The sequence below is a fragment of the Kribbella jiaozuonensis genome, from assembly GCF_005233875.1.
GTDB classification, from domain to species: domain Bacteria; phylum Actinomycetota; class Actinomycetes; order Propionibacteriales; family Kribbellaceae; genus Kribbella; species Kribbella jiaozuonensis.
Genome location: NZ_SZPZ01000003.1, coordinates 459,181 through 471,807, shown reverse-complemented (window position 1 = coordinate 471,807; position 12,627 = coordinate 459,181). Strand labels below are relative to the sequence as shown.

General features: G+C 68.1%; 14 protein-coding genes. 9 read left to right on the top strand and 5 right to left on the bottom strand.

Annotated features, from left to right (window positions below; all coding sequences use genetic code 11):
* Positions 1-13: 13 nt before the first annotated feature.
* The 7 genes from FDA38_RS21940 (at position 14) to FDA38_RS21910 (ending at position 5,973) form a co-directional block, all read left to right on the top strand.
* A complete protein-coding gene (locus FDA38_RS21940; protein WP_137255963.1) occupies positions 14-556 on the top strand; it encodes a GNAT family N-acetyltransferase in 543 nt (180 codons plus the stop codon).
* Complete coding sequence (locus FDA38_RS21935) at positions 553-1,383, top strand: DUF72 domain-containing protein (RefSeq protein WP_137255962.1); 831 nt, start codon at positions 553-555, stop codon at positions 1,381-1,383. Before FDA38_RS21940 ends, FDA38_RS21935 begins: the two co-directional genes overlap by 4 nt.
* 86 nt (positions 1,384-1,469) lie before the next feature.
* Complete coding sequence (locus tag FDA38_RS21930) at positions 1,470-1,655, top strand: hypothetical protein (RefSeq protein WP_137255961.1); 186 nt, start codon at positions 1,470-1,472, stop codon at positions 1,653-1,655.
* Positions 1,652-2,905 (top strand): hypothetical protein, encoded by a 1,254-nt coding sequence (locus tag FDA38_RS21925; protein WP_137255960.1) that lies wholly within the window; start codon positions 1,652-1,654, stop codon positions 2,903-2,905. The genes FDA38_RS21930 and FDA38_RS21925 overlap by 4 nt, the downstream gene beginning before the upstream one ends.
* Positions 2,906-2,966: 61 nt before the next feature.
* Complete coding sequence (locus tag FDA38_RS21920) at positions 2,967-3,416, top strand: hypothetical protein (protein WP_137255959.1); 450 nt, start codon at positions 2,967-2,969, stop codon at positions 3,414-3,416.
* Between the two features lie 15 nt (positions 3,417-3,431).
* The gene (locus FDA38_RS21915; RefSeq protein ID WP_137255958.1) at positions 3,432-4,430 is read left to right on the top strand and encodes a hypothetical protein; all 999 of its coding nucleotides are present in this window, start codon (positions 3,432-3,434) and stop codon (positions 4,428-4,430) included.
* Positions 4,431-4,785: 355 nt separating this feature from the next.
* On the top strand, positions 4,786-5,973 hold the full coding sequence (locus tag FDA38_RS21910; protein WP_137255957.1) for a M20 metallopeptidase family protein: 1,188 nt from the start codon (positions 4,786-4,788) through the stop codon (positions 5,971-5,973).
* A 50-nt stretch (positions 5,974-6,023) separates the two neighbouring features.
* On the opposite strand, the gene FDA38_RS21905 is transcribed toward FDA38_RS21910, so the two are convergent.
* Both FDA38_RS21905 and FDA38_RS21900 read right to left on the bottom strand, forming a co-directional pair.
* Positions 6,024-7,454, bottom strand: a complete 1,431-nt coding sequence (locus FDA38_RS21905) for a pre-peptidase C-terminal domain-containing protein (RefSeq protein WP_137255956.1) — start codon at positions 7,452-7,454, stop codon at positions 6,024-6,026.
* A gap of 102 nt (positions 7,455-7,556) precedes the next feature.
* The gene (locus tag FDA38_RS21900; protein WP_137255955.1) at positions 7,557-9,002 is read right to left on the bottom strand and encodes a M12 family metallo-peptidase; all 1,446 of its coding nucleotides are present in this window, start codon (positions 9,000-9,002) and stop codon (positions 7,557-7,559) included.
* A gap of 138 nt (positions 9,003-9,140) precedes the next feature.
* On the opposite strand from FDA38_RS21900, the gene FDA38_RS21895 reads away from it, so the two are divergent.
* Positions 9,141-9,587, top strand: coding sequence for a YciI family protein (locus FDA38_RS21895; RefSeq protein ID WP_137255954.1), 447 nt, complete (start codon positions 9,141-9,143; stop codon positions 9,585-9,587).
* On the opposite strand, the gene FDA38_RS21890 is transcribed toward FDA38_RS21895, so the two are convergent.
* From FDA38_RS21890 to FDA38_RS21880, 3 genes are read right to left on the bottom strand one after another with little or no spacing between them, the layout of a single operon-like run.
* Positions 9,569-10,669: a zinc-dependent alcohol dehydrogenase family protein gene (locus tag FDA38_RS21890; RefSeq protein WP_137255953.1), complete on the bottom strand. Its 1,101-nt coding sequence runs from the start codon at positions 10,667-10,669 to the stop codon at positions 9,569-9,571. The genes FDA38_RS21895 and FDA38_RS21890 overlap by 19 nt on opposite strands.
* Complete coding sequence (locus FDA38_RS21885) at positions 10,666-11,082, bottom strand: acyl-CoA thioesterase (RefSeq protein ID WP_137255952.1); 417 nt, start codon at positions 11,080-11,082, stop codon at positions 10,666-10,668. The genes FDA38_RS21890 and FDA38_RS21885 overlap by 4 nt, the downstream gene beginning before the upstream one ends.
* Positions 11,083-11,097: 15 nt before the next feature.
* The gene (locus FDA38_RS21880; protein WP_233714845.1) at positions 11,098-11,943 is read right to left on the bottom strand and encodes an SAM-dependent methyltransferase; all 846 of its coding nucleotides are present in this window, start codon (positions 11,941-11,943) and stop codon (positions 11,098-11,100) included.
* A gap of 186 nt (positions 11,944-12,129) precedes the next feature.
* On the opposite strand from FDA38_RS21880, the gene FDA38_RS21875 reads away from it, so the two are divergent.
* A complete protein-coding gene (locus FDA38_RS21875; protein ID WP_137255951.1) occupies positions 12,130-12,609 on the top strand; it encodes a DUF4188 domain-containing protein in 480 nt (159 codons plus the stop codon).
* Positions 12,610-12,627 lie beyond the last annotated feature (18 nt).

Below are 12,627 nucleotides of genomic sequence, written 5' to 3'. Positions count from 1 at the left end.
ATCATGGCGCCGGATGACCGAGATCCGCGACTACCGTGACACCGACGCCGCCAGTTGGCTCCGGTGCCGCCTGCTCAGCTTCTTCGGCACGGAGTACTACGACGACGTTGTGGTCGACCGCCCGGTGTTCTCGAACCCGGCGCACCGCGTCGTCGCCGTCGAGAACGATGCTGTGGTCGGACTGATGGACGTCGAGATCTTCGCGGACCGCGCCACGATCGACGTCCTCGCCATACATCCCGATCACCAACGACGCGGGTTGGCCACGCAACTGCTCGACGCGGTGCTTCCTCGGCTGCGAGGCGGCGTACTGGATGCGTGGACGCGTGGGGATGCGTCGGCGAACTCGTGGTACCAGCGGTCCGGGTTCACGGAGAACTTCCGGTATCTCCATGTCTACAAGTCGTGGCAGGACGCTGCCGACGGCTTCGAGACGCCGGAGGGTTTGGGCAAGCCGGTCAGCGCGTTCATGCATGCGCCGATCGAGCTCGAGGCTTCTATGCGCTCGCGTTTCGCTCGCGTCCACGTGTGTCGGCAGTATGTGCGGTCGCTATGAGGCTGCATGTCGGTTGTGCGCAGTGGACGCATCCTGACTGGCCGCAACCTTCTCGCGAGAAGCTGCGGTCGTATGCCTCCTGGGTCAATGCGGTCGAGAGCAATACGACGTTCTACGCGACACCGTCTTCGTCGACAGTCGCATCGTGGGCCGCGCAGACCCCGTCGGACTTCCGTTTCGTCGTGAAGCTTCCGCAGGTGATCACGCACGAGCGCCGGCTCACGAATGTCGACGCCGAGTTACGTGCGTTCCTCGCAGCGATCGAGCCGCTCGGCCCGCGCAACCACGCTGTCTGGATCCAGCTGCCGGCCGCGTTCTCCCCCACCGACCTCGGTGCTCTCGCCGCGTTCCTGCACCAGGCGCCCCGCGACTACCGGTACGCCGTGGAGGTCCGCCACCGCTCGTTCTTCGACGAACCGGATGCCGCCGGCAACCTCGAGCGGGTACTCGCGCGCGTTGACGCCGAGTGGATCCCGTTCGACACCGGGACACTCTTCTCCCGCCGGCCGACGAGCTTCGCCGAGCGGGACGCCTGGATGAAGAAGCCGCGCGTGGCTCGTCGTACTCGCGCCCTCACCGCGTTCCCGATCGTCCGCTACATCGGTCGCGACTCCGTGGCCGAGACCGTCGACGGGTGGGGATATCTCGTCGACCTGGTCGTGCACTGGCTCTCCGAGGGCCGCTCGCCGACGATCTTCCTGCACACTCCCGACAACGCCGAGGCACTGAACCTCGCCCGCCGCTTCTACGCGACCATCGCCGCTGCCGTCCCCGCGCTCGCGCCGCTCCCGGAGCCGGTCGCGACTGAACCCCCGACGCTCTTCTAGTTATCCACAGCTCCGAAACTCGCCGCTGATTTCGCGGCCGATCTCCGTATGTTCTCCGCCGACTTCACACCTCGGGAGGACATCTCATGGAGCACCCATCCGGTACGACGCTCGGCCCGACCGCCACCGTTGCAGAGCGACAAGCGCGGGCCGACTGGCTCATCACCGAGTTCGGGCGGCTCGCGGCGCAGGCCGAGGATCCGCGCGACCAAGCCCGCTTCCGCCGGACAGCCGACTCCCTCGTCCGCCTCGCGATCGCGTTCCGCTCATGACCATTTGCTCACTCGACGAACTGCTGGCCGCGAGTGGGGAGACTGCGCGCGTTCTCGCCGACGCCGACCAGTCCGCGTGGAACGGGCGCGTCGTCGAGTCCACCGGCGCCATCCTCGGCCTGGCCCATTGGGACGGCACTCTCTACCTCGACGACGAGACGATTCTCGATCCGCTGCGCCAGATGTATGAACATGCCGGCGAGAAGCAACCACCAGCCACCCTCATCCAGTACCGCGAATCCCTGGCGACGCTGCTCCACGAGCAAGCCCATTTCCTCGGCCCGTCCGGATCGACCCAGGAAGCCGCGCGCGAGGCCTTCACCAAACCCGGCAGCCGCGAACTCGAAGAGGGTGTCACCGAAGCCTGGGCGCAGGATCACCTGGACGACTACATCCACCGACTAGACGTCGACAAAGTTGCCCCCGGCATCGAGTCTGTCGAGGCCGGCGGGTACTACGCCGCGTTCGTGCCCGCCGTCCGCAAGCTCACCAGCGACCTGGAGTCCCGCAACAACCTCCGTGATGGCGAGGTCCTCGACCTCCTCAACCGCCACACCGCGGCCGACCAACTCCCCCTGCTGGTCACACTCGTCTACAACTCCACCCGTCTCCCCGACTTGGAGCCAACTGGCGCCGACACCCGCTCCCGCCTCGAGTCGATCCTCCGCACAGGCCTCAACCACCTGGACGCCTACGAACTAACCGCGCCCGGCTTCGCCGCCGCCAAGTCCCTCTCCACCGCCAACGAACTCCTCGACCGCCTCCACCAAGAAGTCCAATCCGCCGAATCCGCCTACACCTTCAGCCCCATCCAGCCCGACATCACCCCAACCCACGCCACAGCCTCACCTCACCCCGTGCCCTCACCTCACGCCCCGGCCTCACCGCACGCCATCGGCCCAGCCCACGCCATCGCCCCACCCGATGCCATCGCCTCACCTCACGCCGCGGCTCCGCCGCACGCCAACGCCTGCACCCTCCCGGCGCCAGTCCCCACTCCCCACGCCCCGTCACCCCACGCCCCGTCACCCCACGCCGCCGCGCCCCACGGCGCCGTACCCCACGTCCCCGCCCCCGACGTGGCCTCGGCCCACGTCCCGCCGTCCCGCACCGGGCCTTCGGCCCACCACGCCGCGCTGTCCGGGCTCATGCCTGCGGCAACGATCACCTCGCCGACCGAGAACCGTTCGTCCACCGCTCGTACCAACCAGCCAGCCGGCTCGAGAGGAGTCCTGACCCGCACCGCCTGAGAGGTCGCCTAAGACGGGCTCGACCGCCGCGGTTCGCCCGACAGACCGGGATACTGAGCCCATGGATTACGCAGCGTACGACGAACTGGAGCAGCGGCTTGTCGATGCGGTGATGGCCAAGGAGATCGACCAGGAGAGCATGCGAACCGAGCTCGAGCGGCTGCACAGCCTCGTCCCGACGGTCGAGCCCGCGGCGGACCGGGAGCGTGCCGAACGTAGCTTCGCCTCGCTGCAGTCCGCGCTCAACTACAAGGTCCCGCCGATGTCGGACGAGCTGGCAGCCGCGATCCAGGTCCAGTCGCGGGCTCTCCTCAGCAACGCCACGTCGACAGAACGCGTCGAACTCCTCGAGACGGCGATCGCCGAGATCGGCCGGATCGCCGCGACGGTGTCAGGAGCCGAAGCAAGCCGCATCCGCCACCTCAGCGAACCACTCGCGATGGACCTCGAAGCCATCCGCAACACCAGCGACCCCAACCACCACGGAGGTACTCCAGGAAGCGCTGACTAAACAAGGACTGCGCAGATGGTCTCCAGCTTCGATGAACTGATGCAGGTGCAGGCCGCCGTCACCGTGGCGGTCCTGCAGGCGCACCACTCGTCCTGGAACAACCAGTACGTAGTGCTCCCGCACGACACCCAGGAAGTGTCCGGCGTGTCGTGGGACGGCTCGATCAAGTACCACCCACTCGATGTCATCGAGCCGCTGCGGGAGATGTTCGATCGCGCAGGTCAGCAGCACGACAGCGAGACTCTGGACAGGTACCGCGAAGCTCTGCGCACAGTCTTCCACGAGAACATCCACCTGCTGGCCGGCCCGGGTACGTCGCTGGCTTTCCCGCTCGATGCGTATGAGGGCAAAGCTCACAGAACGTTCGAGGAAGCTGTCACCGAGCGCGCGACGCAGAACGAACTCAACAACTTCATCACCAGGCTCGGTCTCGAGCAGGTCGCTCCCCGTATCAGTGGGGCACAGGCGGGGGCCTACGGGGCTTACGTTCCTGCGGTCGACTCGTTCAGTGCGGCTGTCGGCGCGGATGTCGGGTTGGACGCCGACGAGGTCATCCGCCGGATGGCGGTGGTGAACTCGGCGCAGAAGTTCCCGGTCGCCGCGGAGCTCCTGTACTCGAAGCATTTGAGCGAGCTGGTTCCGGAGACCGCGAAGGCGGACGCCATCAGGCGGATCGCCGAGGCGATGCATGCGCCGCTCGCCACTGTCCACGACTACAACTCGAAAGACCCCTCCGACGTTGCCATATCCGCTCTGGCGGGACGGAGCGCTTTCCGGCAGGCGAGCGCGGAAGTCGAGAAGATCGCCGCCGAGTGGTCCGGAAACCAGGACCTGCGCCGAACACTCGACGCCGGCCTCGGCGCCACAACCCCACTCCACAAGCCACGCCGCGACGACCACGCCGCAGAAGGTCCGCACACCAACGGCGGAGACTCACCTCACCGCCCAAGCTGGAACGCCAAACCCGCCGACCGCCGCCCAACGCCCGGCCCATCCAGATCGCCAGGCGACTGACGCCACGTGCCCGTCAGCTGGCCACCGGCAGGTGAACAGCTGCAGGTGAACAGCTGCATGTGGCCGGCGGGCGACCGACGGCGGCTGACTTGCGGGTGGGCCGGTAGGTGACCGCTGACAATCTCCTGCGTTGCCTGGTGCCGTCGCCGGCGGCTGCTTGCCGAACGACCTCAGCACGCGGGCGGCGGCGGACGGCGGCAGGTGACCGACGGCTGGGCGGTGGGGGTGGGCACCGGCTGCGCGGCCCCTGGCTGGCGGCGGCTGGCGGCGGCTGGCGGCTGGGTGGCGGGTGGGTGGGGTGGTGGTGGGTACGGTGTCGGGGGTCGGGTTTGTTGGGTGGTGAGTGGAGGCGTTGGTGGAGTTTGTTGGTGAGGGTGCGGGGATTGCGGCTGGGTTGGTGGAGTTGCGGCGGGGTTTGCATCGGGTGCCTGAGGTGGGGTTGCAGTTGCCGGGGACTCAGGCGTTGGTGCTGGATGCCATCGGTGGGTTGCCGTTGGAGGTGACGGCCGGCAAGGAGCTGACCTCCGTGGTGGCGGTACTGCGGGGTGGTGCGCCGGGGCCGACGGTGTTGTTGCGCGGGGACATGGACGCGTTGCCGGTGGTCGAGGAGACCGGGCTCGAGTACGCGGCGGAGAACGGGAACATGCATGCCTGCGGCCACGACCTGCACACAGCGGGCCTGGTCGGAGCCGCCCAGTTGCTCAGCGCTCATCGCGAGGAGCTGCGGGGCAACGTGATCTTCATGTTCCAGCCGGGCGAGGAAGGCCTCGGTGGAGCGGGCTACATGCTGCGCGAAGGACTGCTGCAGGCGACGGGTGACAAGCCGATCGCGGCGTACGCGCTGCACGTCTGGGCGCAGGCTGGGAAGGGCGTCTTCCAGATGCGGACGGGCACGATGATGGCCAGTTCGAACCAGCTGCACATCACCGTCCGCGGCAAGGGCGGCCACGGATCGATGCCCGACCGGACCGTCGACCCGGTGCCGGTGGTGGCGGAGTTGGTGCTCGCGTTGCAGACATACGCAACGCGCCGGGTGAACGTGTTCGATCCCGTGGTCATCACCGTGACGCAGCTCGAGGCCGGCGTCGCGATCAACGTCATCCCGAACACGGCCCGCCTCGGCGCGACCGTACGGACGTTGTCCGACGCAACACTCGCCCAGCTGACCCGTGAACTACCCGCGCTGGCCGAGCGGATCGCGGCCGCGCACGGCTGCACGGTCGACGCGCGACTCAACCCGCAGTACCCGGTCACGCTGAACGATGCCGCTCGCACCAAGGAGACGTCCCAGGTCCTCACCGACCTCTTCGGCGCCGACCGAGTCCAGGACTTGGCGAACCCGTTGATGGGAGCCGAGGACTTCTCGATGGTGCTGAAGGAGGTGCCCGGCACGTTCGTGATGGTCGGCGCGCGGCCGGACGACATCTCCGCAGAGGAGGCGCCGTCGAACCATTCGAGCATCGTTCGGTTCGACGACGCCGTTCTCGCGGATCAGGCGGCGGCGCTGGCTCAGCTCGCCGTACATCATCTGGTGCCGGCGTAAGCCCTGGCCTGGGGCTGGTCAGTCCGCCAGAGGCCGACCAGCCCCAGGGTTCAGGAGGGCGAAACGTTCAGGGTGTAGGCACCGCGGCTGCCGTACGTCGAGTAGCCGGTGTTGAGCGGGTCGCCGTAGCCGACATTGTCGATCCGCAGGTAATACGTACCCGGCTGGAGGGCGCCGCTAACACTCGCGCCGAGGCCTGTCGGCGTACCGGCGTCGCTCTGTCCCGAGGCCGGGTCGTTCGACGCGACGACCGCGCCCGACCCGTCGAGCAGGTCCAGCTTGATGTCGAGGTTGCCCCCGGTCGGCGCCGGGCTCGCCGACGCCGTGTAGTTGCCCGCGGCACTCACGTCGACGCGGTACACGTCGGTGTCGTCCTCGGCCGCGATGATCCCGGACACCGGCGTACCGACCGTCAGCGCAGCGGCGTCGCCAGTCGTGCCACCGGCCTCGTCGGCGCGGAGAGCCAGACCGTGCGTGCCGACGACCGCGTAGTCGTCTTCCTTGTTGTTCGCGTCGGCGTACTCGCCCTTGCTCCACTGACTGATGCCGCGGTAGTAGCCAACGCCCATGATCGGCGCCCACGCGCCATGACCCTGGTAGTAGCCGACCGTCGACGTGCCGTCATGTGAAAGCCCGACGTTGTGACCGGCCTCGTGCGACGCCGCCTCGGCGAGGTTCTTCGCGCCGGTACCGACGCCCTTCGTGAACACCAGCGCCGGCTGGTAGTAGTCGTGCTGGCTCGTGCTGTCGTAGACCCCGACGTACGCGACGCCGCCACAACCGCAGCCGGACTGGTACCAGGTGTCCGGGTCGATCAGCACACGCGTGCCGTACTGCTCGTCCGACGCACCCGACCGGTCGATCGCGGACTGCGGCGGCTCCTGAGTCGTCACGTCGACGTCGAAGGTCGAGTAGTCCTCGGCGACCCGGGCCCACACCTCGTGGACCACGTCCTGCTCGGCGGTGCTGTAGTTCGCCGGGTCACCATCGGTGTCGTACGCCGATACGTTCACCGGGTCGATGCCCTTCGACGCGTTCCACGCCGTACCGGTGATGGTGTGGCCGTCGAAGTCCAGGTAGAGCACGCGGTTCGAGCCAGGCTTGCTGTGCAGCTCGAACGCAGGACCGGTCGCGCCGGCGACGGCGGCGCTTGCCCAGCGGGGCGACGCCTCGGGAGCCTTCTGCGCACTGGTCAGGCCAGGCTCGCGGAAGAACAGTTTGCTGTCGGCATCGAGCCACGCGGTCTTGTCGGTGGCAAGGATCTGCCGGAGCTTGTCCACAGGCATCCGGTTGTGGTCGGCAACATCGGCGAGTCTCGACTGGACCTTGCCGAGCGCGGCGCCACCCGCCAAGGTTTGCGACAGCAGCTGATCGACGGGTGTCTGCTGCGCATCGGCCTGGGTGCCGGCGGCGACGGCCAGACCTCCAAGTACGACGGCACCAGCGCACGCGAGCGCGCCGGTACGGCGGAATCTACTCACTCGGAATCCTCCTCACAGGATTCCCCCCGGTTTTGGGCGGTTCCCCCCAGAACCCGGGGCCGTCGATCTCGGTGGGATCGACGGCCCCGGGTGGTTCGGGTGTCAGCCCGCGGTGACGCGGACCGAGTAGGCGCCGCGACTGCCGTACGTCGAGTAGCCGGTGTTCAGCGGGCTGCCGTACCCGGTGTTCTCGATCCGCAGGTAGTAGCGACCCGCGGTGACCTGGCGGCTGATACTCGCGCCCAGACCGGTCGGCGTGGCCGCGCTGGACTGCCCGGCCGCCGGGTCAGCGGTTGCGACGACAGCACCGGACGAGTTGAGCAGCTGAAGCTTGATGTCGAGGTCCGCACCCGAGGCGGCAGCAGCAGCGGCGCAGGTGAACGTGCCGGCCGCGAGGTCGATCCGGAATGTGTCGACGTCGGAGTCGTTCGCGTAGATGCCCTTCACACTGGTCCCGAGCGTCAGAGCAGTGGCGTCGGAGGTGCCGTTGCCGTGGTCGTCGGCCCGCAGTGCCAGCCCGTTCTGGCCGATCACCGCGAAGTCGTCTTCCTTGTTGTTCGCACCGGTGTACTCACCCTTGCTCCACTGGCTGATCGCCTTGGAGTAGCCAACGCCCATGATCGGCGCCCAGGCGCCGTGCCCCGCGTAGTACCCGACCGACGCCGTGCCGTCGTGCGAGAGCCCGACGTTATGGCCGGCCTCGTGTGCCGCGGCCTCGGCGATGTTCTTCGCACCGGTGCCGACGCCCTTCGTGAACACGAGCGCGGGTTGGTAGTACGAGTGCTGGCTGGTGTTGTCGTACACACCGACGTACGCGACCCCGCCGCACCCGCAGCCGGACTGGTACCAGGTGGTCGGGTCGATCAGCACACGCGTGCCGTACTGCTGGTCGGACGAGCCGGTCCGGTCGATCGCCGCGGCGGTCGGCTGCTGCGTGGTCACGTCCACGTCGAATGGCGCGTAGTCCTCGGCGACCCGGGCCCAGACATCGCGTACGACGTCCTGCTCCGCGGTGCTCCAGTTGTTCGGATTGCCGTCGGTGTCGTACGGCGTGACGTTGACCGTGGCCGGCTTGCCGCCGGTGTTCCACGCCGTACCGCTGATCGTCTGGCCGTCGAAGTCCAGATAGATCACCCGGTTCGAGCCCGGCTTGCTGTGCAGCTCGAAGGCCGGACCGGTCGCGGCGGCGACCGCTGCCCGAGCCCAGCGCGGGGACGGAGCCGCGGCGGACTTCCGCTCGGTCGCGGTCGCGACGGGCTCGCGGTAGAACAGCTTGCCGCCATGGTCGAGCCAGGCGGTCTTGTCAGTGGCGAGAATCCGCTCGAGCTGGGTGGCGGGGACGCCGTTGCGGGAGGCGACCTCGGGAAGCCGGGACTGGACCCGGCCGAGCGCGGCCTTGCCCTGGAGTTCCTGGCCGAGCAACTGGTCGATGGGGAGCGGAGCGGGCTGCTGGGCGTCGGCCTGGTTGCTGACGACGACTGCGACGGCTCCGAAGACAACTGCACCGGCTACGGCGAGGGCGCCGATCCGGCGGGGGCGGGTGTGCATGCTTGGGGTCCTCCTCAGGGACTCCGGGGCGGCCTCACATCTCGTGCGTGGGCACGCACTGTGCGTAGCCTGCCCGAAGGTCCCCTTCCCGGTCTAGATTCGTCTCGGTATTTAACGCCGACTTGGGAGGGGCCTCAGATGCGCTACATGATGATCTTCAAGGCGAGCGAGGAGTCCGAGGCGGGTGGGCTGCCGAGCGAGGAGAGCCTGACCGCGATGGGTCTGGTGATGGCGGAGATGGCCGAGAAGGGCGTCCTGCTTGCTGGTGACGGACTGCTGCCGAGTTCGATGGGTTTCCGGCTCGGGTTCGACGACGAGAAGCAGCGCCGGGTGATCGACGGCCCGTTCGCCGAGACCAAGGAGCTGATCGCCGGGTTCTGCCTGATCGAGGTGGCGTCCCGCCAGGAAGCGATCGAGTGGGGCTGGCGATGTGTGGCGGCGGACGGCCGCACCGACGGCGAGCTGGAGATCCGCCCTGTCCCGACCGCCGAATTCTTCGGTGACAACTACACCAGCGAAGCGCGCGACCGCAACGAAGAGACGTTCCAGAAGGCCGCCGAGAACCTTCAGAACAGCAACACCTGACGGATCGACGTACCTGCGGCCAGGTCGTCGAAGGCCTGGTTCAGGTCGTCGAGCCCGACGGTCGCGGTCAGCAGCCGGTCGACCGGGAGGCGGCCGGCTTGGTACAGGGCGACGTACCGCGGGATGTCGCGTGACGGCACCGACGAGCCGAGGTACGAGCCCTTCACCGTGCGCTCCTCCGCGACCAGGCTGACCGCGGGCACGCTGAACGACTGCGACGGATGCGGTAGCCCAACGGTGACGGTGGTCCCGCCGCGGCGGGTGGCGGCGTACGCCTGCTCGAGCACCTTCGCGCTGCCGACTGTCTCGAAGGCGTAGTCGGCTCCGCCCGCGGTGGCCTCGCGGACCTGGTCGACCGCATCACGGGCGTCGACGGCAACTGTCGCGCCCAGTTGTAGCGCCAACTCCAGCTTCGCCGGTACGACGTCTACCGCGACGATCGGATGCGCTCCGACCAGGACGGCGCCGAGCAAGGCGGACAGGCCGACGCCGCCGAGGCCGAAGACGACTGCGCTGCGGCCGGCGCGGACCTGCGCTGTGTTTACTACCGCGCCCACGCCGGTCATGACTGCGCAGCCGAAGAGCGCGGCGATCTCGGGCGGGAGGGCCGGATCGATCTTGACGGCCGAATGCGCCGAGATCACCGCATGATCCGCAAAGCCGGAGACACCCAGATGGTGGTGTACGTCGGTCAGGCGGCGGGCGCCGCTCAGCAGGGTGCCTGCGGTGTTTGCGGCAGCCCCGGGTTCGCACAGCGCGGCTCGGCCCTCCGCGCACGGTCCGCAAGCGCCGCACGCGGGGACGAAGGCGCACGCCACGACGTCGCCAGGCGCGAAACCGGCAGCCGCCGACTCGAGCACGACACCAGTTGCCTCGTGGCCGAGGAGCATCGGCATGACGCGGGGGCGGGAGCCGTCGATCACCGAGAGGTCCGAGTGGCACAGGCCGGCCGCGCGGATCCGGACCAGCAACTCCCCCGGACCGGGCGGTGCCAGCTCCACCTCTTCGATCCGCAGCGGGCGCGACGCGGCGTACGGCGCCGGCAGGCCCATCTCCCGCAGTACGGCGCCGCGCACGATCATCCCGTGATCCCTTCGAGAGCCTCGCGGATGTGGTCCGGGACCGGCACCGGGCGGCGATCCGCGCGCGTGACGAAGACGTGCACGAACCGGCCGGTCGCGGCCGGCTCGTCCGATCCCTCGCGGAACAGGGCGATCTCGTACCGCACGCTGGAGTTCCCGAGCTGACCGCACCGCAACGCCGCATCCACGACGCCCGGGAACTCGAGCGATTGCTTGAACGTGCACTGCGAGTCCACGCACAGCCCGATCACGTCACCGCCGTGAATGTCGAGACCGCCGAACCGGATCAGGAAGTCGTTGATCACGGTGTCGAAGAAGCTGTAGTACTCGACGTTGTTGACGTGCCCGTAGACGTCGTTGTCCTTCCACCGCAGCGTGATCGCGAGGTGGTGCGGATACGCGCTGCGGTCCATGCGGACAGCCTAGGACTACGGCTTGCGGCCGACTCCGACCCACAGGCTGCACATGATGTCGGTGAACTCGCCCTTGTCGACCAGGCGCTGGGTCTCGTCGTCCGGGTACCACCGGAACGGCGACACGACGCCGGGCTCGATCAGCTCGGTGCCCTCGAAGAAGCGGGTGACCTCTTCCTTCGAGCGGACCTGCGCGTCACCGCCGTCGGCCTTGTAGACCACCATCGCCCGCTCCCACAGCTCCGGCGCGAAGTCCGGCGTGCAGTGCGAGAAGATCAGCAGCGATCCGGGCGCCAGCGGCTCGACGAGCTGGCGGACCAGGTCGTACGGCTTCAGCGCGTCGGGCAGGTAGTGGAAGACACCGACGATGCTGAGCGCGACCGGCTTGTCGAAGTCGATCAGCTCCTTGACCTCGTCGGACGCCAGGATCGCCTGCGGGTCGGTGACGTCGGCCTCGAGGTACGCCGTCTTGCCCTCCGGCTTGCTGACCAGCAGCGCGCGGGAGTGCGCGAGCACGATCGGGTCGTTGTCGGCGTACACCACGTGCGCCGCGGGAGTGATCTCCTGGACGACCTCGTGCAGGTTCGGGCTGGTCGGGATACCGGTACCGACGTCGAGGAACTGGGTGATGCCCTGCTCGGCGGCGAACTTGGCCGCGCGGTGCATCCACATCCGGTTCGAGAGGGCGGCGGTGCGGAAGCCGGGGAACGCCTGGAGCAAGTGCTCGGCGGCCTGCCGGTCGATCGCGAAGTTGTCCTTCCCGCCCAGGAAGTAGTCGTACACCCGAGCGCCGTGCGGCCGGTCGAGCTTCAGCTGCTCGTACATCCGCGGGTCGACGTCGGCATCCTGCGATTCAGCCATGAAATTCCCATCCGCGCAGCGCTCAGAACTGAAGAGCCATCGTAACCGGTGCACGACGGACCGTGACACCCGGCAGAACGACACTATCGCTCCGGAGTGCTCTTGCCACCAGCTCCGGCGCGTCCGCCGATGGCCTTTACAGAGGATTGAATTGAGACTGTCTTCCAAAGGGTGAGGGGTGGCGGCATGGGTGACGTGATCGAGGGGCGGCAGACCGCGGCGTACGACGGGGAGGTGGTCGTCTTCCTGATCGGGATGCGGGTCAACTCGGTGTTCAAGGTCCGCGAGTGGCTGCCGGTGGCGAAGGCGATGGGGCCGATGCTGACCGAGTTGATGAAGGACAAGGAAAGCGGCCTGCTCGGGTTCCGGACGCTGCCGACGTGGCGCGGAATCACGCTGATCCAGTACTGGGAATCGGTCGAGAAACTCCAGGCATTCGCCGGCGACACGAACCGCACGCACCGGCCGGCCTGGGTCGAGTACTTCCGCAAGTCGTTCAAGGGCGGCGCGGTCGGCATCTGGCACGAGACGTACGTCGTACCGGCCGGCAACACCGAAACCATCTACGGAAACATGCCCCTGTTCGGTCTGGGCCGCGTCAAGGGCGTCCAGCCGGTCAGCCAACGCACCGACACCGCAGCCCAACGCTTGCATCAAACCGACTAGTCCGGGCGCGACATGTAG